Origin of the sequence: Pseudomonas sp. IT-P44 (genome assembly GCF_949768225.1) — a bacterium.
Taxonomy (GTDB): domain Bacteria; phylum Pseudomonadota; class Gammaproteobacteria; order Pseudomonadales; family Pseudomonadaceae; genus Aquipseudomonas; species Aquipseudomonas migulae.
On sequence record NZ_CATKQM010000017.1, the window covers coordinates 15,223 to 41,126 of the forward strand.

Below are 25,904 nucleotides of genomic sequence, written 5' to 3' on the forward strand. Positions count from 1 at the left end.
ATCGGTGAAGTCACCCGCCACGCCAGATTCAAGTGTCACAGCCGAGTCTGGCCTGAGCCTGCAAACCCGGCTGATCGCGCTGGTGGTGGCGGTGACCTTTTTCATGGAAAACCTCGACGCGACGGTCATCGCCACCGCGCTGCCCACCATGGCCAGCGCATTTGGCATTACGCCGGTCGACATGAACATCGGCATCACTGCCTACATTCTTGCGGTGGCGATCTTCATCCCGCTGTCCAGCTGGATCGCCGACCGCTTTGGTGCGCGAAAGGTGTTTACCGGCGCAATCATCGTCTTCACCCTCGCCTCGCTCCTGTGCGGGCTCAGCCAGAACATCGAAATGTTCGTTTTCGCCCGCGTGCTCCAGGGCATCGGCGGCGCGTTGATGGTGCCGGTGGGACGCCTGGCCGTGCTGCGCAACACCGACAAAAAAGACCTGGTAAAAATGATCGCGGTGATTACCTGGCCCGGCCTGGTAGCGCCCATTCTCGGGCCAATCGTGGGCGGCCTGATCGTCACCCATGCTTCATGGCCGTGGATCTTTTACGTCAACCTGCCGCTCGGTGCGTTGGCGTTGTTTGCCGCACTGTGGCTAGTGCCGGAAGGACGAGAAGACAACGTGCGCCCATTCGACGGCAAAGGCTTCGCCCTGCTGGCCGGCGCCTGCGCATCCCTTCTGGGCGGCCTGGAATGGCTGGGCAGTCAGCACGGCAACGCCATGTACTCAGGACTCGCGCTAGTGATTGCCGGCGTGATCCTCGCCGCATGGGCCGTGCACCACTGCCGACATCACACCCACCCGCTTTTGCCGCTCGGCACCGTTTCCATCAACACCTTCCGGGTCAGCCTCTTCGGCGGATCACTCTTTCGCCTGGCCATCAGCGCCTTGCCGTTTTTGCTACCGCTGTTGTTCCAGGTCGGCTTCGGCTTATCGCCCGTCGACGCCGGCCTGCTGGTGCTCGCGGTGTTCGCCGGCAACCTGGCGATGAAGCCGTTCACCACAGCAATCATGCAGCGTTATGGCTTTCGCCAAGTCCTGCTGGTCAATGGCGTCATCGGCGTGATCTCGATTGTCGCCTGTGCCTTCTTCACCCCACAGACACCCTTCGCCGTGATTGCCGCCGTTCTATTTGTCGGCGGCTTGTCGCGATCCATGCAATTCACCTGCTACAACTCCATCGGCTTTGCCGACGTGCCCAAAGCGCGGATGAGCGAAGCGTCGGCGTTGTTCAGCCTGTTTTTTCAACTGGCCATGGGGTTGGGGGTGACGGTTGCGGCGTTGTTGTTGCGAGCGTCGATGTCGGTGCAAGGCCATGAGTTGCAGGCGCAGGTGGCTGACTTTCGAGTGGCGTTTGTGGGTGTGGCGGTGTTGGGGTTGTTGGCGTTGGTTGATGTGATCAGGTTGCCCAAAGATGCGGGGGACAGTGTGTTGAAGCGGGTTTGAACCTGCCTCAAAGCGGCTGAACAGAGACGGCCCATTCGAGCCGCCCCTGTACTTGATTACCCGCGTTTGGGCAATTTCCAGTTGGGTCGGATGAAGTGGCAGGTATAACCGTTGGGAAGCCGTTCGAGGTAATCCTGGTGTTCCGGCTCCGCTTCCCAAAACGGCCCGGCCGGGGTGATTTCGGTGACCACCTTACCGGGCCAAAGGCCGGAAGCTTCGACGTCGGCCACGGTGTCTTCGGCAACCTCTTTCTGCTCATCGCTGAGGTAGAACAACGCAGATCGGTAGCTCGCGCCGACATCGTTGCCTTGGCGATTTTGGGTGGTCGGGTCATGAATCTGGAAAAAGAACTCGAGAATCTGGCGATAACTGATTTGTTGCGGATCGAACACGATCTCGATGGCTTCTGCGTGATTGCCGTGGTTGCGATAAGTCGCGTTCGGCACATCGCCTCCCGAGTAACCCACCCGTGTGGACAGCACGCCGGGGTAACGTCGCAGCAAATCCTGCATACCCCAGAAGCAACCACCGGCCAGGATGGCGGTTTCGGTTTGCGTCGTCATGAACGGTCATTCTCCTCAATGAAAGTGGCGTGTTATTGATTACGGATCGGACTGTTGAACGAGTCGGAGCGACTGCCGCACGGGTGTCGACGCAATGATCATAAACCTTAACCGCTACGCCGTAAGCTCGACGTAGCTCGACTCCCCACCGCCCGTCGCGCCCGACAACCACCCCCAAACGAAGGCCAGAGTGGTACGCCCTGCGTGATCAACGCCCACCGTGCCACGAGACCAGCCGGCAAGCATCTCGCCATCCGCCGTCAAACACTGAAAAAGCAGCTCAATCGTATCGGGGCCTGTCACACGCCCGACTTGATGACCGATGCGTATCCGTCCGCCCTGGTAAGTGCTCGAAATGGCATTCCCCTCGACGTGGTAGTGAAACACGGTGCCGGCACCGGACAACCCTTGAGCGTTATTCGCGACGGTAAACCGGCGATTGTTCAAACGCTCGCTGATTTGAGAAAAGGGGGTTTCCATGAGTGTCGCATCCTTGGGTTGAGAGGTTCCGTTTTTAGGCTTTGATGATCCTAACTCATTCTTTTCCGAGTGATGAAGGCGCAGGGTTGGCTATCTCTGATGCTGTGGCTTCAATCCAAAAACAAAAAAGCCCTGCCCCGACTAATTGGGGCAGAGCTTCTGTTGGCGCATCACGTTAAATCAACGCCCTCGCCTACTCCTGCGGGTCAACCTGATCCAGCACCCGATTCACCGTCAACTCGGCTAAAGCAATCATTTGCTGAATCCCGAGTGCCAAATTGCATTTGGGACCTTCGAGTATGAACGCCAGCTCACTGGCCATAACGCTTGCAGAAGCGAGTGTTTCGCAGGCGTGAACCAACAAGGTTTCAGTGCTTGCGGTGGGGACGACGGCGAAGATCGGGTTTGGCCGGCGCTCGGCCTCGGCGGGTTTGCGGGGTGGGGATTCAGAAGTTTCGGAGGGGTTAACGTTTTCGTCGAGCATTTGGAACTCCAATGAACTGGGCTCCTATGAGAAAGTCGGGCTACCACACCCGGTCGCTGTATTGGCAGCGGCAGAGGAAGGTTAGTAAGGTCGCTTCCTAGGTGCAAGCCTATTAGGTTGTAGGAAATTTCGATGGAGTTAGGCGCCGAATCTGTAGGGGGTTGATTTCGGCCGAAGCAAACTTTCTGTGAGCGCGAATAAGTAAATCTATCCCCTTTTCCTCTGAAGTTTGCGCACAAAGCCTAGGTCGTGAGATAGGGCTTCACTGCGTCTTCGAGCATGTCCACCAGCTCAGGATCCATGTAGCGAAAGTCGTCGGGAATATCCAGAGTGTAAATCCGCTTGTGTTCAAGCAGGCGGGCGTACTCGGCTTGCAGGCGATTCAGGTGTTTGCGTTCCATGACGAAGATGACATCGGCCCAGCGAATATCCGCTTGGCCGATGGGTTTGCGTGCGTTCGGACTTGTGCCCGCCGAGCGGGCATTGAAGCCGGGGCGGCGGTGCCAGATCGCTTCCGCCGTGGGACTACGCCATTGGTTACGACTGCAGACGAACAGAAGGTTTGTCACGCTTGATCCAACAGTTGGCGGGTGGTGCGGATGGGATAGCTCATGCCGAGTTGCCGTGCCCTGACAAGCTTGTCGGCACGGGTGTACATCAGCTTCCAGTTCTTTTCCGGCTTGAACTTCAGCGGATCAACCGCTTTGTCATTGCCGTGTTTACGGGCCTGTGTGCGTCTCCACGCGCGGGTTCTTTCCATGGTCATTTCCTCGTGAGTACCGGGTTCAGCAGCCGCGGTAATACGAGTCGGGAGTATGGTAAGCGTGAATCGGGGGCAGTGGCTACGTTGTTGAGTGCCCGATACCAGCAGCGCCCGCTTCTGGCCGAATTTTGCCTGTCGCGAAGGACGGCAACCGACCCATAGCAGCCCTTCGCGGAGGGCAGCTAACGGCCAGAAGCGGACGCTCGACATTACCTCGCAGACCAAAGGTTACGTTCCCTTCAGCGTGGGGAGCAGTAGTAGATATATCCATGAAGCGATGCGATTATGACAATTGGATAGGACTACCCCTTAGATTGATGGCTGGAAAAATGTCGCTACTAGCGTCGTGGGTAGGACGTGTGCCTATTTGAAGATGGCGCGCTTTGTAGAAATGACACTCAAGGAAACTGAAAATGTCCAACTCGACACCTCCTGATCAGGAGCCGGCAAGCTCCAAAGCCACAGCGAGTATGCGTCGTGTCAGCCTACGCAACCTTTACCTCGACCCGAACAATTTCCGCATCATTCACGAGCCAGACCAGAAAGCGGTACCGGACGATCAAGTAAAGGATCGCACTGTGGCCCAACGCACAATGCGTTTGCTAACTGGAGATCGGAACCAGAACATCCAAGATTTGATCGAAAGCTTTAAAGCCAACGGTTACTTACCAGTTGATCAAATCCAAGTTCGGGAGTTGCCGAGCTCTGGCTATCTAGTAATCGAAGGCAATCGGCGTATAGCCGCACTCAAGTTTCTGCAACTGGAGTATGAAACCAAAGGGATCGACCTAGGGGAACTAGATCCAGATTTTTTTAGCCAGATTCCGGTTGTTCTGTACTCCGATGCCGATGAGGTCCACCATTTGACGCTGATGGCGCTCAAGCATATTAGCGGCAACAAAAAATGGGGGGAGTGGAATCAGGCCAAGTTGCTAGAGACGTTGCATAGCACCCACGGACTAACAGAGGGAGAGATACGCAGTCGCATCGGTATTAGTACAGTCGAATTACGCCGTGGTCTACGCGCCCTATCAATGGTGGCTGAATACCAGGCCTCCGATTATGGGGATCAGTTTACTGAGGCTATGTTCCCCATTTTTCGTCATGCAGTACGCAATGCTGCCTTGAAGGATTGGCTGCAATGGGATGACTTTGACCGGAAAAGTCACAATACGGCCAACCGAGACTTCTTCTTCTCACTACTGTCACGCGAACCTATGGATGAACCGGAAGAGGATGGTTCGATCGGTTACGGAGACAAATATTTGGACCCGGCGATCACCAAGCGCGACGACATCGATACGCTAGGCAAGGTTGTTTCGGATGAGCGTGCACTTGAGCATCTTAAGAAAACCCGCGATCTGAATGGTGCATACCGAAGCAGCGACTTGGTCTTTCGGGAGCGACAAGAATCCACTATCAACTCTGTTGTAGCTGACATTAAGTCCTTGAGTCAGTTAACTATACGCCCAGAGAACCTGCCCGAACTTGAAGGTATACGCGGTCGTTTACAAACCATTATCGATCGTGCAAGAACCATCGGCCTTAGTGGCGTTGAACAGAAAGCAGTATTCCGTGACCGGGTGGATACCCACTTCACTCAAATTCATGTGAAATGCTATCGAAGTATGGCGGGCCTACACATGACCGGCCTCACACGAATTAATTTGATTGCGGGCATCAACAACTCCGGAAAGACATCTTTACTGGAAGCAATCTACCTATTAACAAGGCAAAATGATTTCGATGGACTTATAGAAATAATGCGCCGCCGCGGAAAGGTGGCTACGGATCAACTGGATCCTGAATGGATGCTCGAACAATTGGGTCAGACTCAACTATTTATCGAAGGGATATTCGACGATCTGGCAACGAATGTAGAAATTCAGCTTCGCCAGGAAGAAGATTCGACTCTTGACAGAACCCGTTATCTTGGATCTGTGGAGATTAATTCTGCCTTCGGTAGCAATCAACTTAACTCAATCAATCGGATCTATAAGGGGCAAGATCGAGAGACTCATGCTGACAGTCTTCGTATACTATGCCCTATTGTATTTAGCAGCCCATTCTTTTTCAATGAGCCGCATCGCTATTCAGGTTTTTATCACAAGAGTGTTCAGTCTAAGGCCCTGCCCGAAATATTTGAATTCTTGCGGATCCATATGCTTCCAACGTTAGAAGATATTCGACTGACGGATGAGAGACAGCGGTTTGTGGTGATTGATAGCAAATTCCCTGCTGGGGTGGATTTGTCCTCTTATGGCGAAGGCCTACAAAGAATGTTCCTACTTTCGTTACTATTTGCTTCGGCGCAGCACGGAGTGGTTCTGATAGATGAGTTTGAAAACGCCTTGCATTACAGCTTGATAGGCCCATTTTCGCGATTTATTCATCAGATGGCACTCAAATTTAATGTGCAAGTTTTCATCAGCAGCCATAGCAAGGAGTGCATTGATGCATTCGTAATGGAGATAGCAACAAAAGATGATTTATCTTGTCATGCTGTTGTGAATACGGAAGACGGTATTCGGACTCGTGATTTCAGTGGTCCCCAATTCAAGCGCCTACTGGACATCGGAGATGTAGACTTGCGAGGAGCGAATTGATGTCGAGCTTCTCGAACATTCACCTATTGTTCTGTGAAGGGCCCCATGACGCGGCATTCCTAGCTCTTTTATTGAGGCGGGTTATTGGCTTTGAAAGAAGGCAACTGAAAATTTCAGAGATCCCTTACCCATTCTCAAATATTTTTCGCCAGAGCATGCTCACTCGTTCTGCTGAGGATCTAAGATTAGACCTCGCCAAGAAATTCTTTCTTCCAGATTTCCTGCTGACGAAAGGCGAAACATTGGTGATGATTTTCAATTCTGGGGGGGCATCACGGCGAAGCGAATCAATCGGCCCATTCCTTTCAGATGTATTTGAACTTTTGGCGGTCCAGTCAAGTTTTGGGGGACCTGATACGAATGGTGCTAGCGCGAAGGTACGCTATGCCGTGTTCGCGGATGCTGACGCGATAGGCTCGAAACTAGCTCTTGATCAAATCCAAAAAGACTTGGCTATAATCGGCGATAAAGAATGGCTTAAAGTCGAATGGGCCCCGTTCGGCGAAACGCGTGCTGTTACACAGTCCACAACAAACGGCGAAGTCTCAGCTTATATATGGAGGCAGTGGTCACAAGATATAGGGACATTGGAAGATTTGACTCTTGAGTGCTTGTCGGAAAGTGAAACGATACTGAGAACATTCGAATTTTTGGATCAGCGCTTTTCCTGGGCCCCTGCAAAGCAAGCAAAACCTGATCAGGTTTGTGCCCTCGCTGCAAAGCGATTAAAGGCGGCGTTATGCGTCGAAGGGCAGCGCGAAAAGCCAGGCGGCAGCCTAAGTGTCATTTTGGATCAAACAAATATGCTTACTTCAGAAAACCTGGCTAAATCCAAATCCGTTCAGGACTGCGTGCGTTTTTTGGATCAATGGGTGGCCGCTAATTAAATTAATATGGGCAATAATTGAATTGCCCCTGGTTTCCTAGATGAATCTGTGTGGCAGCTATTGGCCGATAGTTGCCTGTCGCGAAGGGCAGCAACCGGCCAAGTAATGCCAGTACTCGTGACGAGTACTGGCATTTTTTGCAGAGCAGAGTCAGCTATGATTAAGAGGAGGCACAATGACAGCTGTTATGGGCCTATCGTCCGGCGATGTTGCTGCAGCGTTTACAACGGTCGATGGGATCTGCACCTGCTTCCCGTTGGAGAGCTTCCGAAGGTGAGCATTTCGGGCATGTGTGCGCTTGGATTGGCCAGTGCCGCCGCCCTGATTTTCGTCACCGACTTCAGATGAGGTGGGGCGTTTGCGAAGTTGGCGGGTTCGAGTTTCAACATCCCAGGCGGTGATTTCCTGTGCAGGAATCATCTGGAATCCAGATGGGGTCCGCTTGGGCTTTGGAGTAGAAGGCCTACTTGCAGGGGGTACCTCAGCTGTTATGGCACAAAGCCTATAAAGCAACCCCGCGATGGGAAGGATATCTTCCTCCAGGGTGCTTTTCAGGATTTCGAGGAGTTCCTCAGGGTGTTTTGGGCTCTCATTTGGAAGTGGTGCGCGCTTCCAGTAATCCCCTAGAACCGTTGCCTGGAAGAAGTTTCGATCATCGTTGTCCATTCCCCACCCAGACGCGCCCTTCTTCCAGTTTCGAATGATGTCGGCACGTGAGTTCATGGGTTCGCGCACCTTGTGAATCTGGTATTCGATCCGCACATGGACGACATCGGTCAGCGAATGAAAAACCGGCTCGTCACGGTCCATCAGTATAATCAGTCCCAACTCTTCATCGAGATGGTCGTCGAGATAGGCAAAGAAACCGGACAAGGGATCTCCCAGCCATGAAAAGCCCGGTGTAGGCACGTAGATACATGGTTGAGGAAGGTGAAGGAACATTTTGGGATCGGGATCGTTTGGTATACCGGTCTCACGGGCGTCCGTAACGTCCTCATCGCTCATCACGAATATCCCTTTCGTGAGGCGCCAAGAGGCTAGGCCGGCAATGACATCGATGTCACGTAAACGCTTTCTCTGTTCCAGTTTGCCTGGTCGGCTGTAGCGACCGCGCGTAGGGAAGGGGTCTTGAAATTCGTGATTCAAAAATTTGGTGGGGATGAAGCAACGCCGGTCCCACTTGGTCTCATGCTCATGAGCGAGCTGGCGGACACCGTCAATCTGCTGCCAGATGCCTTCATGTCGTTTGCTTATTTTGGTAAGAAATGATTGCGCACGAGCAAACGCTACCGCGATTAGAGCGGATTGTGTCATAAGGACTCCATACCGATGATGAGTCATATCCAGGTTCCCGCCTGGTCAGGGCACAGGTTGTGCCAGCGCTGAGTCCGGTTGACTCAAACACCCATTTTTATGCCTCGACGGGCACCTTTTCAGGCTATTTCAAGCCGGGTTGCCGTGTAAAGGGAAATTGTGAAGGGTATGCCGCAGTTCCTTTGACAGGGCGGGTGATCAATGGGGTAGTCAGTGGTCGTGCTTCGTCAGATTTGAAGCGAGCATGAGACTATGGATCGGCTAGCGCCACGCACCTACTGACCGAGTGTTTAAGGTCGCTTCGGGCAACTCTCGAACGGCTGCAATTGGCCGATTGCTGCCTTTCGCGAAGGGCAGTGAATGGGTCTACTCAGGCCTGCTTCGAAGCCCAACGGGGGCTCCTCCGCTTTTCACGACAAAGCAGCAATCAATCTTTTAACAAACTATCCGCAATAGTCCCTGAAAAAACTGCCTCCACCGGCCCAATAAGAAACACCGGCCCCACCCCATCCCATTGAACCGTAACAGCCCCGCCATCACATTCAACCTCAACGGTATCGTCCAACAACCCCCGACGAATCCCGTTAACCGCAGCACCACAAGAGCACGAACCTGAACCCAGCGGAATCCCGCCCCAACGTTCCCAGATGCGCAGTCGAATATGCTTGCGGTCAATGACCTGAACGAAGTGCACGTTCGTCCTGAGAGGAAACAGCGGGTGGGTTTCAAGGGTCGGTCCGATGGCCGCAATATCAATCGCCGTCAGGTCATCCACAAAAAAGGTGCAATGCGGATTGCCCATGCTGCACGCCGCCGGGCCGCCATCAAGGGGCAGAACCAACGTATCCATTTCATGAGCCAGGGGAACATCCGACCAGCCGAACATCGGCGGCCCCATGCTGACGGAAATGTTGCCGTTGGAGGTTCGTTGGCAAGTGAGCAACCCCCGGTTGGTCCGAAGCGTTATCGACGTCGAATTCGATTCGCGCATCAGCCTGTCCGCAGCCCCCCGCGTTGCGCTGCCGCACACATCCAGCGTGGAGCCATCGGTATTCCAGAACATCAACCGCGCATCGGCGTCCTCGCAATCGAGCATCACTGCGAGCTGATTGAAGCCGATGCCGCGGTGGCGATCTCCCATTCGCCGAGCCAGGGCGCTTGTCACTGGATTGGCCGAGTTTCGCGCGTCCACGACCACGAAGTCGTCGCCATTGGCGTGCATTTTATGGAAACTCAGCGGCATAGACAGATCCCTGTGGTGAATGGCCGTTTGCAGGCGATCTAGCCCCATTCGCAGTGCTTTTGCAAGTTGTGTGAGGGTAAGCGAAAGCTACCCGCCAGCCCCGAATTCCAGGCACAAAAAAGCCCACTGACCGTCACCGGCTCAGTGGGCTTTTTGACTGGGCTTCTAGTTACAGAGCCATATCAGTAGCAGCGTTTGCCTTCGGCGCTTTTGGCGCTTCAGCCGGGGCAGCTGCCGGGGCCGCTACTTGACCGATCGCCGGTGGCGGGGTCAGTTGCAGGACCTTGGCGGTGTAAGCCCACTCTTGTGCAACCTTCTCAGGACTGCCGTTCAGCTGAGTGCCGTAGCTCGGCACGATCTGGTGCAGTTTTTCCTGCCAGGCTGGCGAAGCGACCTTGTCCTTGAACACTTTCTGCAGCACGGTCAGCATGATCGGCGCAGCGGTCGAAGCACCTGGCGATGCGCCCAACAGACCGGCGATGGTGCCGTCAGCGGAAGCAACGATTTCGGTGCCCAGTTTCAGCACGCCACCGGCGGCTTCATCACGCTTGATGATTTGCACGCGCTGGCCGGCTTGCCACAGGCGCCAGTCTTCAGCCTTGGCGTTCGGGAAGTATTCTTTCAGGGCGTTGAGGCGGTCTTCGTCAGACAGCATCAGTTGACCGGCAAGGTACTCGACCAGCGGGTATTCCTTGATGCCGACCTTGGTCATTGGCCACACGTTGTGCGTGGTGGTGGTGGTCAGCAGGTCCAGGTACGAGCCTTCTTTGAGGAACTTGGTGCTGAAGGTCGCGAATGGGCCAAACAGGATCACGCGCTTGCCGTCCAGGACACGGGTGTCCAGGTGCGGAACCGACATTGGCGGTGCGCCAACGGAAGCTTTGCCGTAGGCCTTGGCCAGGTGTTGCTCGGCGATGGTCGGGTTTTCGGTGACGAGGAACGAGCCGCCGACCGGGAAGCCTGCGTATTCCTTGGCTTCAGGAATGCCGGACTTCTGCAGCAGGTGCAGGGCACCGCCGCCCGCGCCGATGAACACGAACTTGGCGTCGGTTTCGGTTTTGCTGCCGTCTTTCAGGTTTTTGTAGCTGACGCGCCAGGTGCCGTCTTCGTTCTTGGTGATGTCTTGCACTTCGCTAGACAGTTTCAAGTCGAACTTCGGGGTGGTTTGCAGGTGCGCAACGAACTGGCGGGTGATTTCGCCGAAGTTCACGTCGGTGCCGATCGGGGACCAGGTGGCCGCGATTTTCTGGTTCGGGTCACGCCCTTCCATCATCAGCGGAACCCACTTGGCGATCTGCGCCGGGTCTTCCGAGTACTGCATGCCGGCGAACAGCGGGCTCGCTTGCAGGGCTTCGTAGCGCTTTTTCAGGAACTTGATGTTGTCATCGCCCCACACAAAGCTCATGTGCGGTGTGGAGTTGATGAACGAACGCGGGTTTTTCAGCACGCCTTGCTGAACCTGCCAGGCCCAGAACTGACGGGAGATCTGGAACGCTTCGTTGATTTCAACGGCTTTCGGGATCGAGACATTGCCCTTGTCGTCTTCCGGGGTGTAGTTCAACTCGGCCAGGGCGGAGTGACCGGTACCGGCGTTGTTCCAGCCGTTGGAGCTTTCCAGGGCGACGCCGTCGAGGCGCTCGATCATTTCCATCGAGGTGCCAGGTTCCAGCTCATTGAGCCATACACCCAGGGTCGCGCTCATGATGCCGCCGCCGATCAGCAGCACATCGACTTTCTTTGCCTCTGACCCGTGAGCGGACGTGATCCCCATCGACAAAGCCAGCCCCAGCAGGGCCGTGTTCATTTTCTTAAACATCTTGTAGCACCTTTGATAAAACGTCATCCGCCCTTCCATCCTCACGACGAAACCCTTGTTTCACACGGCATTCAGGCAAATGTCGTGGGGGCTCGCACATGAGATCCGGAGGGTGGGCACACAAGGCCGACGTGATCCATCGACCTCAGTTTATATGTCCCTACTGAACTGACTTTTTATCTTTATTGGCTTCAGCTACTTGAGCGACAGTGATTCTGTTGGCGCGTCTCGAGAACACGCAAACTGAATAGGTCAAACCAAGTTGAGGTGAAGAATATCACGCCGGAGCAAACCCGCGCGTCTGTTCCCGACCTGATAGTCCGAACACGCGCGCCGGGGCCACTATACTCAACCTGTTTTTTCGATGAGCCGGTGAGGAGCAGTCATGAGCGATAAAAACAATCTGCGCAAATATTCCTCTCAAGTGGTCGATGGCGTGGAGCGTGCGCCCGGTCGCTCGATGCTGCGGGCCGTGGGGTTCACCGACGAGGACTTCAAGAAACCGCAGATCGGCATCGCCTCGACGTGGGCGATGGTCACGCCGTGCAACATGCACATCGACAAACTGGCGATCGAGGCCGAGAAAGGCGCGAATGCCGCCGGGGCCAAGGGCGTCATTTTCAACACCATCACCATTTCCGACGGCATCGCCAACGGCACGGAAGGCATGAAGTATTCGCTGGTGTCACGCGAGGTGATTGCCGATTCCATCGAAGTCGTGGCCGGTTGCGAAGGCTTCGACGGCTTGGTGACTGTGGGCGGTTGCGACAAGAACATGCCGGGCTGCCTGATCGGCATGGCGCGGCTGAACCGCCCTTCCATCTTCGTCTATGGCGGGACGATTCGGCCCGGCGCCGGCCACACTGACATCATTTCCGTGTTCGAAGCCGTGGGCCAGAATGCGCGTGGCGACATCAACGAAATCCAGGTCAAGCAGATCGAGGAAGTGGCGATTCCCGGCCCCGGTTCCTGCGGCGGAATGTACACGGCCAACACCATGGCCTCGGCCATTGAAGCGCTGGGCATGAGCCTGCCCGGTTCCAGCTCTCAGGACGCTGTCGGCAGCGACAAGGCCTCGGACAGTTTCCGCGCCGGCCAGCAGGTCATGGAGTTGTTGAAGCTGGACCTCAAACCGCGGGACATCATGACCCGCAAAGCCTTTGAAAATGCGATCCGCGTGGTCATCGCCCTCGCCGGCTCGACCAATGCGGTGCTGCATCTGTTGGCCATGGCGCATGCGGTGGACGTCGAGTTGACGCTGGATGATTTCGTCGAGCTGGGCAAGGTCTCGCCGGTGGTGGCCGACCTGCGCCCCAGCGGCAAATACATGATGAGCGAACTGGTGGCCATCGGCGGCATTCAACCGCTGATGAAGCGCATGCTCGCGGCCGGCATGTTGCATGGCGATGCGATGACGGTGACCGGCAAGACCCTCGCGGAAAACCTCGAAAACGTGGCGGATTATCCGGAAGGCCAGGACGTGATTCTGCCCTTCGACCAGCCGGTGAAAAAGGACTCGCACCTGGTGGTGCTGCGCGGCAACCTTTCGCCCACCGGCGCGGTGGCCAAGATCACGGGCAAGGAAGGTTTGCGCTTTGAAGGCACGGCGCGGGTCTACCATGGCGAAGAAGGTGCGCTGGCCGGGATTCTCAATGGCGAAGTGAAAGCGGGCGATGTGATCGTGATTCGCTACGAAGGGCCCAAGGGTGGCCCGGGCATGCGCGAAATGCTCTCGCCGACGTCGGCGGTCATGGGCAAGGGGTTGGGCAAGGATGTTGCGTTGATTACCGATGGCCGCTTTTCAGGGGGTTCCCATGGTTTTGTGGTGGGTCATATCACGCCGGAAGCGTTTGATGGCGGGCCGATTGCGTTGATCGAAGACGGCGACAAAATCACCATCGATGCCGAAACCCGGCAGATCACGGTCGGCGTTTCCGATGCCGAACTGGCCGAGCGCAAAACCCGCTGGGTGCGGCCGGAATCCAGGTACAAACGCGGGGTGTTGGCGAAGTATGCGAAGACGGTGTCCAGCGCCTCCGAGGGTGCCGTCACCGATAAATACCTTTAATGCTTTGATTCTGTATCGTTTGAGCGATTGCCATCGCGAGCAGGCTCGCTCCCACAGTTGATCTTCGCGTTGACGCAATCAATGTGGGAGCGAGCCTGCTCGCGATGGGGTCCGGCCTGGCAACATCAATGTTGAATGGATATCACAGCCGAAACCGATCCACCGACTGCGACAATTCCCCCCCATCGCCGACAGGTCATCCGTCGTCGAGGGTGCCGTCACCGACAAATATTTGTAGGAGCCGGCTTGCTGGCGATGCTAACAACGCGGTATCCCGTTAAACCGCGTTGCTCCTATCGCCAGCAAGCCGGCTCCTACAGGGGCGTGTTTATTTTCAGAGGCGAAACCGGTCCACCGACTGCGACAATTTCCCCGCCAGCGCTGACAGTACATCCGCGCGTAACGCGTCATGCAGCATGTCGGCTTCGAGGTGATTGCGCAGCGCGGTCATGCTGACCTCGTTGTCATTCACTGCGGTCGCCATTTGCGAATTTCCCAGGTAACTGACCAGGCTCATGATCACGGCCGTCAGCAGGCCGGTGCCGATCAGCAAGAGCAATAGTAAATTTATCGACACTCTGTGGGTCTCCTGTCAGTGGGTGCGGCCATTCGCGCATGGCTTTTGAACAGGTTATCGACTGCGTCACAGCGCAATTGAAGGGCTATTTGCGTTCGTGCGGTTTTTACGACATGCGGTAATTCCCCCTGGCCATGTTCGTTTTTTCCTCAGTGCATGCTAGGTTGTACGACGACTGATGAATGATCTTTATGCTCATCACTCGATCACCCACAACAACAAGGAAATACCCATGAAAAAAGCGAAATTGCTGGTTGGATTTCTGTGCCTGTTCAGTGGCTATGTCGCGGCCGCCCCGTCCGCCGCTGAAAAAGACGTGGCCCAGGCTGTCGACCACCTGACCCAGGCCATGCTGAAAAAGAATATTTCCGAACTGAACGCTCTGACCGCCGAAAACCTGACCTACGGGCATTCCAGCGGGAAAATCCAGAACAAGCAGGAATACATCGCCGACATCGAAACCGGTCGAAGCGCTTTCAAGACCCTCGAAATGCAAAACCAGACCATCACCCTGTCCGGTGACGTGGCGTTGGTTCGCAACCATTTCTCGGCACAGGCGCTGAAAGGCACTGAAGTGATTCCGACCGAAATCGAGAACTTCCAGATCTGGCAGAAGCAGAAAGGCCACTGGCTGCTGGTCGGGCGTCAGGCGTTCAAGTTCTGATTTGGGTTGTGTAGGAGCGAGCCCGCTCGCGATGGCCCCATAAGCGCCGCGTTGATTCAGGCAAACTGCGTCATCGTTGACGTTCATCGCGAGCGGGCTCGCTCCTGCAATGACCGTTGATCTGTGCGCGGGGCGTCGGCCCGATAAAAACATATTTTTATGCTTAAATTGATATTGTCGAACAATCCCACTTTCCGAGGGTGCCGTCATGAATATCAAGATCCTGGCTTTAATGTTGTTGGCGTTCTGTGCTCAACCGGTCTGGAGTCAGACGCCGCCCGCCTCAACGGCTGCGCCTGACAGCGTTGCATTGACCACGCGCCTGGCCTTGCGCGACCTGTGGGTCGAACATGTGTTCTGGATCAGAAATTACGCCATCGCCAATCAGGCTGCCGACAAGCAGCAAGCCAAAGTCGCCGCTGATCAGGTGGTCGACAACGCAACCAAAATCGCCAATAGCATCGCCCCGCTCTACGGTCAGCCCGCTGCCGATCAGTTGCTCAAATTGCTGGCCGGCCACTGGGGCGCGGTGAAGCACTACAGCGATGCAACGGTCGCCAAAGACGGCAAAGGCAAGCAAGCCGCAGTCGCGGACCTGACCAGCAATGCCAAGGCGATTGCCGCGTTCCTGGCCAAAGCCAACCCCAACTTGCCTGAAGCCACGCTGGTTGCCATGCTCGGTGCTCACGGGGGCCATCATGTCGCGCAGATCGATGAACTCGCCGCACACGATTACGCGGGCGAAGCGCGGACCTGGCACATGATGCGCGGCCATATCCTGGCGTTGGCCGATGCGCTGACGGCAGCACTGGTCAAGCAGTTCCCGGACAAGTTCTGACGTCGGGCGAGGACACACCATGCTGGAAGGACTGGGCCGGACACAGCAAGACCTGCTCAATGCGCTGCTGCACCATGCGAGCGGCATGAGCATTGACGAGTTGGCCGAACAACTGGCCGTCACGCGCACTGCGATTCGCCAGCATCTGGCGGCGCTTGAGCGTGACGGCCTGGTGTTGCGGGGCGAAACCCGGCCGACGGGCCGGCGTCCAGAGCAACTGTACCGGCTCACCGACCATGCCAAGGAGCAGTTTCCTCGCCAGTATCAAATGCTGGCGAGTGTGCTGATCGATGAAGTGGCCGGCATCATCGGTCCCGAAGCGCTGGCCACGCTGATGCGCAGCATGGGTCGAAAACTGGCGCTGGATCGTGAATCGCAGGTGGTCGACGAAGCCAGGATCGTGCAACACATGAACCAGGCGGGATACCAGTCGGAGGTGTTCTTTCGCTCCAGCGGTGACCCGGAAATCGTCGCGCACAACTGCGTTTTTCACCGACTCGCAGAGGCCCATCCGGTGGTCTGTGAACTGGACCTGGCCTTGATCGGCACGCTGGGCGGCGCAGAAGTCGATCACACGGAATGCATGGTGCGCGGCGGTAACGTCTGCCGGTTCAAGCTTCGACCAAGCGCAGAAACGACCACCGGGCCTGATAACTTGCGGCCTTCTGAGCAAACAGATCCGGTTGATGATTGAGTCGTCTTCGACATCGCCCAGATCGTAAGACGCGTACACCTCGCCGCCTCCCCTATCCAGGTCGAGGCAGCGTTGGCCGGATGGCATCCAGCGAAGTCAGAGATTGCAGTGGCGATCCTCTCAAAGGTAGTATTGAGAACGATTCACACTAACATCTGGAAAGCCAACCGGTGCAAGTTCCTCCTACCAGCAAGCTGGGCTTCTTTTTCAGCGACCATCATCGCTGGCTGCTGCAGCATATCCAGCGGCGCCTGCGCAATCACGCGGACGCTGAGGACACCGCCGCCGATACGTTTTGCCAGATGCTGGTGGCCCGGGTAGACCCCGACAGCATCGAACAACCTCGCGCGTACCTGTCGACCATTGCCCGACGACTGATCTTTGACCGTCATCGCCGGCGCAAGCTGGAACTGGCCTACCTCGAACGCCTGTCCACACTGCCTGAATCGTTCGCCCCCTCCCCTGAAGAACAGTTGCAACTGATCGAAGCCCTGGTCGCGATCGACCGGGCGCTCGACGGCTTGCCACTGGTCGTCAAAGCCACGTTCCTCTACAGCCAGCTGGACGGTCTGAGCTACGTGGCGATTGCTCACAAAATGGGGCTTTCGGAACGCACGGTCAGCCGCTACATGAAACAGGCATTGCGTCAGTGCTACCTGAGCGAGTTGACGCCATGAGCACGCCGCGCCTTGACCCGGTCAGCGAGCAGGCCATCGACTGGATGGTAAGCCTTCGTGCCGGCAAACCCGATGCCGCACTGCAAGAACGGTTCAACGCATGGCTGGCGATGGACCCCGCACACGCCCGGGCCTGGGCCACCTTGCAGGAACGTCTTGGCGGTTCCTTCAACACGATTCGTGCCCTGGATCGGCGCCTGCCCGGTCAAGCCAACGAAGCTCGGCAACTGCTGTTGCAGCCTCATGGTTCACGCCGCGATGCGCTCCGCGTGATCGCGGGCCTGGGCCTGCTGGGCGGCGGCGCGTGGCTCGGCATCCGCAGCCCGCTGGGTGACTCGCTGCTGGCGGATCTGCACACCGGCCGTGGCCAGCGTCAGGATTTCACGCTGGCCGACGGCAGCCGCCTGAGTCTGAATGCGAACAGCGCGGTGGACCTGCGCTTCGATGACAAGCAAAGGCTGGTGATTCTGCGCCACGGCGAGCTGGTGATTCAGGTGGCGGCCGACCCCCAGCGTCCGCTGCGGGTGCGCACCGCTCAAGGTGAAATACGGGCACTGGGCACCCGTTTCCTGGTGGCTCAGGAACAAGATGCGACTCGCGTTGTGGTGCTGCAACACTCCATCGAAGCCCGTCTGTTCGACGGCACGACACTCGACCTGCAGGAAGGTCAATCGGCCTTGTTGTATGCAGGGAACATTGCACCGGTGGCCGGCGATCAGCGTCATCGCGCCGATTGGCTCAGCGGGCGATTGAACGTGCTGGACGATCCCCTGGAACACGTCGTCGATGCGCTACGCCCGTACAGCCGGGGTTTTGTCCGCGTCGCTCCCGAGGTTCGCGGCTTGCGCGTCCAGGGCGTATTCCCGTTGAACGATCCGGATCGGGTGTTCACGGCCCTGGCGGAAACCCTGCCGATTCGCGTGGATCGCTACAGCCCATGGTTGACGCTGATACGTGCAAAAGAGTCGCGCTGATAAATTTTTTTGAAAATAACTCTCATTCGTGTCCGGTTTTCATTTCTCGTCCCACCTATCTCCTGACACTTCCACATTTTCAGGAGAACGCTGTGTTCAACCCGTGGCCCCATGCCCTTTCCGCCGCTGTCGCCCTGGCAACCCTGGCGAGCCCTGCCCTGTCGCAGGCGCAAGACCTGATGTTCAACCTGCCGGCCGGCCCACTCGCCAGCACGCTGAATGCCATCGCCAGCCAGAGCGGTCATATCGTTTCATTGGAGCCTTCGCTGGTGCAGGGCAAACAAGCCCCGGCAGTGGTCGGCCAGATGCCTGCGGAACAGGCGATGCAAAAGGCGTTGTCGGGCAGCGGCCTGCAATTGCGAGTGACCGGGCAAGGTAACTTCAGCGTCGAGCCAGCCCCGGACAACAGCGCGGCGTTGCAGTTGGGCGTGACCAACATCGTCGAACGCAGCACCGACGCCACCACCGAAGGCTCAGGCTCCTACGCTGCGCGGGCGGTGACCATCGGCAAGGGCACCCACACCCTCAAGGAAATCCCGCAGTCGGTCACGGTGATGACCCGCAAGCAAATGGACGATCAGGATATCGTCGATCTCAAGGACGCGGCCAACAAGACCACCGGCCTGGTCGGCGCCCAAGGCGTCGGCAGAGGCCTGATCCTGAGCTCGCGTGGTTTCCAGATCGATGACTGGCAGTACGACGGCGTGCCGATTCCGCGCAACTATTACTCGCTGGGCAACTGGGCCACGCAGGACCTGATCTTCTTCGATCGCATGGAAGTGCTGCGTGGCGCGTCCGGCCTGCTGCAAGGCACCGGCAGCCCTGGCGGCGCGGTCAACCTGGTGCGCAAACGCGGCCAGGCCGCACCGATAGTGACCCTCACCGGCAAGGCCGGCTCATGGGATCACTACGGTCTGCAACTGGACGCCGGCGGGCCGCTGAACCAGGCCGGCACCGTGCGCGGGCGCTTCATTGCCGACCAGGACGACAGCCACTCGTTCGTCGATTCCGAATGGTACAAGACCACCTCGCTGTACGGCGCGCTGGACTTCGACCTGCGTGAAGACACCACCCTGGGCCTGGCAGTCAGCCAGTCCGACGGCGAATCGCGCTCGAATGTCCGCGGCTTCCCCCGCTACGCCGGCGGTAAGCCCATCGACCTGCCGCGCAGCACGTACACCGGGGCCAAGTGGAACCATTCGGACATCGATGTCACCACGCTTTACACCGACCTGGAACACCGTTTCAACGACGATTGGGCCTTCAAGGTCGGCGCCGTGCGCATGACTGAAACCAATAAAGCGAAAAACCAACGGGTGCAATCCAGTGGCAACGGCATCAATGCCGATGGCAGCGGCGTGCAGTACGCTGACTTCGTGACGGACATGGACTCCACCAAAGTTGCTCTGGACATGAACCTCAACGGCAAATTCGAAGCCTTGTCCATGCAGCAGGAAATCATGGTGGGCGGCAACTATTCCAAATACACGTCAGACGACAAATTCGCCCGAACCTTCAATAACAGTGCCGACACCATCTTCGACATTGATCACAACCGTCCCGAAATCAGCTACGACGGTTTGCTCAATAGCCCCGGTGGCCGTGGGACACCGAGCAAGTATGACATCCGCCAAAAAGGCCTCTACGGCAGCTGGCGGGTCAAGCCGATTGATCCGCTGACCCTGGTGCTCGGCTCACGGGTCAGTTGGTACGACTACAGCTATAAATCGTGGCGCCAGGACGCGACCAGCATTACCGCCGATCCTGAAAGCACCAGCAACGAAAACGGTGAAGTCACCCCCTTCGCCGGTATCGTCTATGACTTGAGCCGCGAATGGGCGGTCTATGCCAGCTACACCGACGTGTTCACGCCGCAAACCGAACGCAGTACAAGCGGCTCGGTAATCAAACCGATCATCGGTACGAACTACGAGTTGGGTCTCAAGGGTGAGCTGATGGAGGGTCGGGTCAATACGTCCCTGGCGATGTTCCGTTACGACCAGGAAAACCGCGCCACGCTCGATATGGACGGAGGGCAAAACTGCGACGGTTGGTACTGCTCGAAGGCATCCGGCAAAGTACGCAGCCAGGGTCTCGACGCCGAAATCAGCGGCGAAGTACTGGACGGTCTGCAACTGTTTGCCGGTTATACCTACAACACCACCAAGTACCTCAAGGACCCGGACAACGAAGGCAAAGTCTTCAGCTGGTGGACGCCGAAACACATGCTGCGCGTCTGGGGCAACTACCAGTTCAGTGGCGACTGGAGCCGTGTGAGTACCGGCCTGGGCTTCACGACCCAAAGCCATACGCTGGGTTACGACCACGTCGTCAACGTACCGGGTTACACCGTCTGGAATGCCCGTGTCGGCTACCAGCTCTCCTCGGAGATCGAGCTGGCGATGAACGCCAACAACCTGTTCGACAAGACTTACTACACGGCGGCCTACAACCAGATCAATGGCAACAACAACTACGGTGAACCACGCAACGTGATGTTCAGCGTGAAATACACGCCGGAGTTCTAACACCGCCGATCGATCATCAACGCCCTCCTTCCGGCTGCTGTCGCAGGGAGGGCCGTTTCAGGGTCATTCAATTTCCAAAGGTATCGCAAACGTTCTTTTATTATTCTGCATCGCGACAAACGTCTTGAACTGCTTGATGTTTCCGAAGAAAAACAACTCTCTGGTTAATTGTTCGTACTCACTCATGTCACGCACATTCAACACCAGCAAAAAGTCAAAATCCCCCGTCACATAATAAACCTGCTGAACTTGCGGACAACTCACAAAGCGCCGCTTGATCTCATCCAGCAAATCAAGTCTTTCATTCTCTAGTTTAACTTCGACGATAACGGTAATCGGTCGGCCGACCGCTGCCGGGTCGACAATACTCACGTTATACCTGATCACTCCCGCCGCTTCGAGGGCGGCGATTCTTCTATTGACTGCCGAGGGAGACAGGTTCACGCCCTCAGCCAGTTCCCGCTGGGAAATCCGGTTGTTTTCCTGAAGGAAGTTGAGAATTTTGCGGTCATAGGCATCTAGCTGCATAGGGGAACTCCTTCACCTGGGGCCCAGCCATTACAGCAGAAAAGGCACCTGGATGCTCATTCGTTGCGCACAAGCCCTTGTTCCAACGCACCAAGCCTGACCATCGCGCAACAAAATGCTGAAAACGCAACGATGGTGCGTTTGACGCCGCGATTTTCGAGCAATCGTGCGCCCCCTGAGCATTAGCATCGTTTTATCCCACCTGCTTGTCAGGCAAGGGCTGCGCTCCCACCCGCCGAAAACAATAAAAACGGAGAATGCATGACTAACGCCATCTCACCCCCAATCGCAGCTTTTAGTTTGGTACTGCCCCACCACTTAACCGATGGGAGTTTCACGATGAACAGTGCTCAAGAAAGTCGAGTTGACCGCCGTATCATTTCAAAGGCCGGTCGTTTTCTTATCGTTGGCGCAGCCAGTATTATCTTCAGCCTCGGTATTACCGGCGCAGCGAGTGCAGCCAGCCTGGCAGAGATAAACACTCGCGGCACACTTAACGTTGCAACCGAAGACAGTTATTACCCTTTCGAATTTATAAAGGACGGTGAGTCCGAAGGTTTCCATAAGGACGTTATCGCGGAGCTGCGCAAGTACGCTCAATTCAAAGTGAATCAGGACATCATGCCCTGGACCGGCCTGCTGGCGGGTATCACCTCAGGGAAGTACGACGCCGCCATCACCGGCGCCGGTGTTACGGAGGAACGCCTGGGCGCCTTTGACTTCGTGGCACCGGTCGCCCCTGAGGTCTCGCATTACATCAAGCGCGCAAACGATGACCGCATCAAAAGCGTCTCGGACCTTTCCGGGTTGATCGTCGGCGTGCAGGCCGGTGGTGCGCAACTGGCCCGATTGACGCAGCTGGATGCAAAGCTCAAAGCCTCCGGCGGTTCCATTGGCAAGATCGTGCAGTACCAATCCTATCCGGAGGCGTATGCCGACCTGGCGAATCACCGGCTCGACTACGTTGTGAACTCGATCGTGCCCGCCAACATGCTGGTGAAGGAACGTCCACAGGTGTTCGCCGTTGGCGAGGCCACTTCAAGCATGGGCTACATCGCCTGGCCAGTGGCCAAGGGCAACAAGGAGCTCCTCGATTACCTGAGTGGTTTTGTGAACCACTTGCGTGACACCGGCAAGCTCGCCGAACTACAGAAAAAATGGCTCGGACAATCGTTCGATGACCTGCCCCGCGAACCGATTACTTCTGCGCCACAGTTCACTCAACTGACCGCGAAATAACCTGAGAGCCTCCATCGTTGGCGCAAGAAGTGTCAGCGATGGTCAGGTCAGTGGATCGTTCTTTTGACCCGGCAGGTAGCCGACGGCCAAAAGACTTGTTCGAAGGATGTTTTCAATGCAAAGCAGTGACTGGATCACGCTTGTGTACGCGGCCTGGACGACCATTTGGGTGTCCGGCATTTCTATCGTGCTCGGCATCATTCTGGGGCTTGTCGTTGCCATGTTGCGGGCGGCAAAAATCCCGGTCTTGAGCCAGGCCCTCGCGGTCTATGTCAGTTTGATCAGAGCGACACCGATGGTCACGCTGGTGCTGTTTCTGTTTGTGATTGCGCCCTCCATCGGCTGGGAAGTTGACGCCCGGGTGGTGGCCATTGCCGCCATGACCCTCAACACCACGGCGTTCAACGCCGAGATCTGGCGCAGCGCCCTGACCAGTTTCTCGCGCGAACAACTGGAAGCGGCAAAAGCCGCCGGCATGACCACGGGGCTGACACTTCGCCGCATCATGCTCCCGCAGATGTTGACCACCAGCCTTCCCGGGCTTGTGAATGAAATGTCCCTGTTGGTCAAAAGCAGTCCCGCGATCGCCATGATCGGCATTGTGGACCTGACGCGCGTGACGAATCGGATCGCTGCCGTCACTTACGATCCGCTTCCTCCCATCCTCGCGGCGGGCCTGCTTTACATCGTGATCATCGGTGGACTTGTCCGCTTCCAGAGAATTGCAGACTCGCGCGCCAAGCGCCTGGCCATGTAGGGGCTCCCATGAACGGAATTAAAATGCTGTGGGACAACCTGGACGTGTTCGCGGCCGGGCTGCAGAACACACTCATACTCTTTGGCGTGTCGTCGGCCTGCTCATTTATGTTGGCCTGCGTTATCGCTTTCCTGCTGGAAGGACAGGACAACCTGTTTCGACGGCTTGTTCGCGGGGCGCTAGACCTGATGCGAATGCTGCCCTTCCTGATCTTCCTGTACCTCCTTTACTACGGGCTTCCCAACCTGGGTATCAGCCTGGATGTATGGTCGGCGGGTTTCATTGCCCTGATTACGTATCACGGTGCCTATTTCGCCGAGATCCTGCGGGCGGCGAGAACCGCGCTGCCCGCAGGCCAGGCGGAAGCGGCCTATGCCCACGGCTTCGTCAACTCAAACATGTACTGGAGGATTCTCCTCCCGCAAATGGTGATGCGTTCCGGGCCGCTCTTTGGCAACCAATTGGTCTGCCTGCTGAAGGACACCGCCTTCCTGTCGATCATCACTTTGATGGATCTGACGGCTGCGGCCTCTGCTGTACAAGCCAAATATTTTGTTCCGCTGCCGCCCTTCATATTCGTGATCGCACTGTATTGGTCCATCACCCTGTTGGTTGAGGCATTACTTCGTCGCCTGGGTCGCCGAGCGCAGAAAAGAGGATTGGTCCATGAATAAGTCCGCCCCGGTCGTTGAAATCCGCGACCTGCATAAACACTTCGCCGGCATTGAGGTGCTTCGCGGCATCAACCTCAAGGTCGAGCGAGGACAGACTGTCAGCATTCTGGGCTCTTCCGGCTCAGGCAAATCCACCATGTTGCGTTGCATCAACTGGCTGGAAGTGCCTGATACCGGTGAAATCTACATCGGCGGTGATCGCATGGGCGTTAAAAGTGGCGGTGGCAAAGCCATGTCCAATCGCGAACTGGCGGCGATGCGCGCAAGAACCGCCATGGTGTTCCAGAGCTTCAATCTCTGGCCCCATCTGACGGTGCTTCAGAATGTCACCGAGGCGCCCATTCATGTCATGGGTGTCAGTCGCAAAGAGGCCAATGATCAGGCGGTTGCGCTGCTGGAGAAAGTGGGCCTGTCACACAAGCATGATGCTTATCCCTGGTCGCTGTCAGGAGGCCAACGACAGCGGGTTGCCATTGCGCGAGCCTTGGCGATGAACCCGCAAGTCATCTTGTTCGATGAGCCAACGTCTGCGCTCGATCCAGAACTGGTCGGGGAAGTCCTGGCGGTGATGCGCTCACTGGCCGAGGACGGTTTCACGATGGTCATCGTGACCCATGAAATGGAATTTGCCCGCGCCGTCTCCAACGAGGTCGTGTTCATTGAAAAAGGACAGATCATTGAAAGAGCGGCACCGGAAAAATTCTTTACCAACTCAGACAGTGAACGCGTTCGGCAGTTTTTAGGGCGCTACAGAACGACCACGGCATGACTGCCCCTGGAACTCGCCAAAACGCGCACGCCTTTTCTCCAGCGTTACAAGGAACCGCTATGTTTTTCGCTAACCCACGCGCCTCTCGCAGCACCTACCCAAAACACCTTCAGGACATCATGAGTGTCGACGCGGCCCATGAGTCACGAGACTGGCTATCGAGTTGGGAACACCTGAACCAAAAGGCGACACCGCTGTGGGAACTTCCGGGCATGGCTGAAGAACTCGGCGTGGCCGGGTTCTGGGTCAAGGACGAATCGACACGTTCACCCCTGGGCAGCTTCAAGGCACTCGGCGCACCGATCGCGTTGATCCGGCTGATTCTGCGGCTGATGCCCCATGAATCCTTCGACCCCAAAGGGCTCATCACCGGTCAATATCGGCAGCGCCTGCATGATTTCACGGTCATCAGTGCCACTGACGGCAATCACGGGCGAGCCCTGGCGGCTGCGGCACAAAGTGTCGGCTGCCAATGCGTCATCGTTTTGCATGCCAACGTGAGTACGGAGCGCGAGGCGGCCATTGCCGCGTACGGCGCCCGCATCATCCGGGTTGAAGGTAACTACGACGAGTCGGTGGAACATACCGCTGCCGTGGCAGAACAAAACGGTTGGCCGGTCGTGTCGGACACCTCGTATGAGGGCTACGAGATCGTCCCTCGCGACGTGATGCAAGGCTACGGCACCATCGCCGCCGAGTTGATCGAGCAAACCACGGGCCAAGCCCAAGCGACCTGCCCTTTCACCCACGTATTCCTGCAAGGGGGGGTGGGAGGAATGGCAGCGGGCATCAGCAGTTACCTCTGGGAAATTTACCAGGAACAGCGTCCCGTCTTCGTCATGGTCGAACCCCGGCAAGCGGATTGCCTGTACCAAAGTGCGATTCAGGGCCTGCCCGCCAAAGCAACAGGCTCGGTGGACTCGGTCATGGCGGGCCTCGCCTGCGGCGAAACCTCTCCCCTCGCCTGGCGATTCCTCGAACCGTGCGTAGATTTCTTTATGACCATCAGCGACGACGACGCCGTGTCTGCCATGCAGCAGCTGGCTCACGGCAGTCCAACCGACATTCCTGTGGTGGCCGGTGAGTCGGCGGTGGCCGGTCTGGCAGCGCTTCAAATCCTGCTACGCGATCCGGCAACAGCCAGAACAGTCGGCATCGACCGAGACTCCCGAGTGCTCATCATCAGTACCGAAGGTGCGACGGCCCCGTCGGTCTACGAGCGTCTGGTGGGTGAATCCGCGGAAGCGGTCACTGCCCGTCAGCACCAATGGCAGCTACAAAAAAATGTGTGATCAACAGAACGCAGGAGCCCATGCA

General features: G+C 56.9%; 24 protein-coding genes and 1 pseudogene. 15 read left to right on the forward strand and 10 right to left on the reverse strand.

The genetic code is table 11. From position 1 onward, the window contains the following. Nucleotides 1-4 precede the first annotated feature (4 nt). Nucleotides 5-1,444 carry a DHA2 family efflux MFS transporter permease subunit gene (locus tag ACM6IO_RS10540; RefSeq protein WP_414911421.1) on the forward strand — a complete coding sequence of 480 codons (1,440 nt, stop codon included), beginning with the start codon at nt 5-7 and terminating at the stop codon, nt 1,442-1,444. Between the two features lie 56 nt (nt 1,445-1,500). Here the strand turns inward: ACM6IO_RS10540 and msrA are convergent, their stop codons facing one another. The 5 genes from msrA to ACM6IO_RS10565 all read right to left on the reverse strand — a co-directional run bounded on the left by msrA (nt 1,501) and on the right by ACM6IO_RS10565 (nt 3,731). Continuing rightward, nucleotides 1,501-2,007, reverse strand: a complete 507-nt coding sequence (gene msrA, locus ACM6IO_RS10545) for a peptide-methionine (S)-S-oxide reductase MsrA (protein WP_414911422.1) — start codon at nt 2,005-2,007, stop codon at nt 1,501-1,503. A gap of 114 nt (nt 2,008-2,121) precedes the next feature. Continuing rightward, the gene (locus ACM6IO_RS10550) at nt 2,122-2,487 is read right to left on the reverse strand and encodes a hypothetical protein (RefSeq protein ID WP_223437902.1); all 366 of its coding nucleotides are present in this window, start codon (nt 2,485-2,487) and stop codon (nt 2,122-2,124) included. Between the two features lie 193 nt (nt 2,488-2,680). Then, nucleotides 2,681-2,971, reverse strand: coding sequence for a DUF6124 family protein (locus tag ACM6IO_RS10555; protein ID WP_008024162.1), 291 nt, complete (start codon nt 2,969-2,971; stop codon nt 2,681-2,683). A gap of 242 nt (nt 2,972-3,213) precedes the next feature. Next, nucleotides 3,214-3,540 (reverse strand): low molecular weight protein tyrosine phosphatase family protein, encoded by a 327-nt coding sequence (locus ACM6IO_RS10560; protein ID WP_008024165.1) that lies wholly within the window; start codon nt 3,538-3,540, stop codon nt 3,214-3,216. Next, nucleotides 3,537-3,731, reverse strand: a complete 195-nt coding sequence (locus ACM6IO_RS10565) for a hypothetical protein (protein WP_414911423.1) — start codon at nt 3,729-3,731, stop codon at nt 3,537-3,539. Before ACM6IO_RS10565 ends, ACM6IO_RS10560 begins: the two co-directional genes overlap by 4 nt. 416 nt (nt 3,732-4,147) lie before the next feature. Here ACM6IO_RS10565 and ACM6IO_RS10570 point away from each other — a divergent pair, with 416 nt between their 5' ends. Further along, the gene (locus ACM6IO_RS10570; RefSeq protein WP_414911424.1) at nt 4,148-6,340 is read left to right on the forward strand and encodes an AAA family ATPase; all 2,193 of its coding nucleotides are present in this window, start codon (nt 4,148-4,150) and stop codon (nt 6,338-6,340) included. Continuing rightward, a complete protein-coding gene (locus ACM6IO_RS10575; RefSeq protein WP_414911425.1) occupies nt 6,340-7,227 on the forward strand; it encodes a hypothetical protein in 888 nt (295 codons plus the stop codon). The genes ACM6IO_RS10570 and ACM6IO_RS10575 overlap by 1 nt, the downstream gene beginning before the upstream one ends. A 150-nt stretch (nt 7,228-7,377) precedes the next feature. Here the strand turns inward: ACM6IO_RS10575 and ACM6IO_RS10580 are convergent, their stop codons facing one another. The 3 genes from ACM6IO_RS10580 to mqo form a co-directional block, all read right to left on the reverse strand. Then, entirely contained in the window at nt 7,378-8,541 is a 1,164-nt protein-coding gene (locus ACM6IO_RS10580; protein ID WP_414911426.1) for a hypothetical protein, read from the reverse strand. Between the two features lie 427 nt (nt 8,542-8,968). Next, nucleotides 8,969-9,784: a diaminopimelate epimerase gene (dapF, locus tag ACM6IO_RS10585; RefSeq protein ID WP_414911427.1), complete on the reverse strand. Its 816-nt coding sequence runs from the start codon at nt 9,782-9,784 to the stop codon at nt 8,969-8,971. A 169-nt stretch (nt 9,785-9,953) separates the two neighbouring features. Continuing rightward, complete coding sequence (gene mqo, locus ACM6IO_RS10590) at nt 9,954-11,600, reverse strand: malate dehydrogenase (quinone) (RefSeq protein ID WP_414911428.1); 1,647 nt, start codon at nt 11,598-11,600, stop codon at nt 9,954-9,956. Between the two features lie 385 nt (nt 11,601-11,985). Here mqo and ilvD point away from each other — a divergent pair, with 385 nt between their 5' ends. Beyond that, nucleotides 11,986-13,668, forward strand: a complete 1,683-nt coding sequence (gene ilvD, locus ACM6IO_RS10595; RefSeq protein WP_414911429.1) for a dihydroxy-acid dehydratase — start codon at nt 11,986-11,988, stop codon at nt 13,666-13,668. 355 nt (nt 13,669-14,023) lie between these two features. On the opposite strand, the pseudogene ACM6IO_RS10600 reads toward ilvD, so the two are convergent. Continuing rightward, nucleotides 14,024-14,245, reverse strand: a pseudogene (locus tag ACM6IO_RS10600) (hypothetical protein); the annotation flags it as partial. Between the two features lie 232 nt (nt 14,246-14,477). Between ACM6IO_RS10600 and ACM6IO_RS10605 the strand changes: the two are divergent. The 6 genes from ACM6IO_RS10605 (at nt 14,478) to ACM6IO_RS10630 (ending at nt 20,620) form a co-directional block, all read left to right on the forward strand. Continuing rightward, nucleotides 14,478-14,909, forward strand: coding sequence for a nuclear transport factor 2 family protein (locus ACM6IO_RS10605; protein ID WP_008032405.1), 432 nt, complete (start codon nt 14,478-14,480; stop codon nt 14,907-14,909). A 208-nt stretch (nt 14,910-15,117) separates the two neighbouring features. After that, the gene (locus ACM6IO_RS10610) at nt 15,118-15,747 is read left to right on the forward strand and encodes a hypothetical protein (protein ID WP_207286402.1); all 630 of its coding nucleotides are present in this window, start codon (nt 15,118-15,120) and stop codon (nt 15,745-15,747) included. Nucleotides 15,748-15,766: 19 nt separating this feature from the next. Next, complete coding sequence (locus ACM6IO_RS10615) at nt 15,767-16,441, forward strand: helix-turn-helix transcriptional regulator (RefSeq protein WP_414911430.1); 675 nt, start codon at nt 15,767-15,769, stop codon at nt 16,439-16,441. Nucleotides 16,442-16,611: 170 nt separating this feature from the next. Beyond that, nucleotides 16,612-17,118 carry a sigma-70 family RNA polymerase sigma factor gene (locus tag ACM6IO_RS10620; protein ID WP_008032410.1) on the forward strand — a complete coding sequence of 169 codons (507 nt, stop codon included), beginning with the start codon at nt 16,612-16,614 and terminating at the stop codon, nt 17,116-17,118. Then, nucleotides 17,115-18,092: a FecR domain-containing protein gene (locus tag ACM6IO_RS10625; protein WP_223449457.1), complete on the forward strand. Its 978-nt coding sequence runs from the start codon at nt 17,115-17,117 to the stop codon at nt 18,090-18,092. Before ACM6IO_RS10620 ends, ACM6IO_RS10625 begins: the two co-directional genes overlap by 4 nt. A gap of 92 nt (nt 18,093-18,184) precedes the next feature. After that, nucleotides 18,185-20,620: a TonB-dependent siderophore receptor gene (locus ACM6IO_RS10630; RefSeq protein ID WP_414911431.1), complete on the forward strand. Its 2,436-nt coding sequence runs from the start codon at nt 18,185-18,187 to the stop codon at nt 20,618-20,620. A gap of 63 nt (nt 20,621-20,683) precedes the next feature. Here the strand turns inward: ACM6IO_RS10630 and ACM6IO_RS10635 are convergent, their stop codons facing one another. Continuing rightward, complete coding sequence (locus ACM6IO_RS10635) at nt 20,684-21,148, reverse strand: Lrp/AsnC family transcriptional regulator (protein WP_008032416.1); 465 nt, start codon at nt 21,146-21,148, stop codon at nt 20,684-20,686. 261 nt (nt 21,149-21,409) lie between these two features. Here ACM6IO_RS10635 and ACM6IO_RS10640 point away from each other — a divergent pair, with 261 nt between their 5' ends. From ACM6IO_RS10640 to ACM6IO_RS10660, 5 genes are all read left to right on the forward strand, one after another. Then, nucleotides 21,410-22,387 carry a transporter substrate-binding domain-containing protein gene (locus tag ACM6IO_RS10640; protein WP_259331713.1) on the forward strand — a complete coding sequence of 326 codons (978 nt, stop codon included), beginning with the start codon at nt 21,410-21,412 and terminating at the stop codon, nt 22,385-22,387. Nucleotides 22,388-22,502: 115 nt separating this feature from the next. Continuing rightward, nucleotides 22,503-23,144: an amino acid ABC transporter permease gene (locus ACM6IO_RS10645; RefSeq protein WP_207286397.1), complete on the forward strand. Its 642-nt coding sequence runs from the start codon at nt 22,503-22,505 to the stop codon at nt 23,142-23,144. An 8-nt stretch (nt 23,145-23,152) separates the two neighbouring features. Continuing rightward, complete coding sequence (locus ACM6IO_RS10650) at nt 23,153-23,818, forward strand: amino acid ABC transporter permease (protein WP_223556766.1); 666 nt, start codon at nt 23,153-23,155, stop codon at nt 23,816-23,818. Next, a complete protein-coding gene (locus tag ACM6IO_RS10655) occupies nt 23,811-24,587 on the forward strand; it encodes an amino acid ABC transporter ATP-binding protein (protein ID WP_008032422.1) in 777 nt (258 codons plus the stop codon). Before ACM6IO_RS10650 ends, ACM6IO_RS10655 begins: the two co-directional genes overlap by 8 nt. 59 nt (nt 24,588-24,646) lie before the next feature. Then, a complete protein-coding gene (locus ACM6IO_RS10660; RefSeq protein WP_414911432.1) occupies nt 24,647-25,879 on the forward strand; it encodes a diaminopropionate ammonia-lyase in 1,233 nt (410 codons plus the stop codon). Nucleotides 25,880-25,904: the final 25 nt, after the last annotated feature.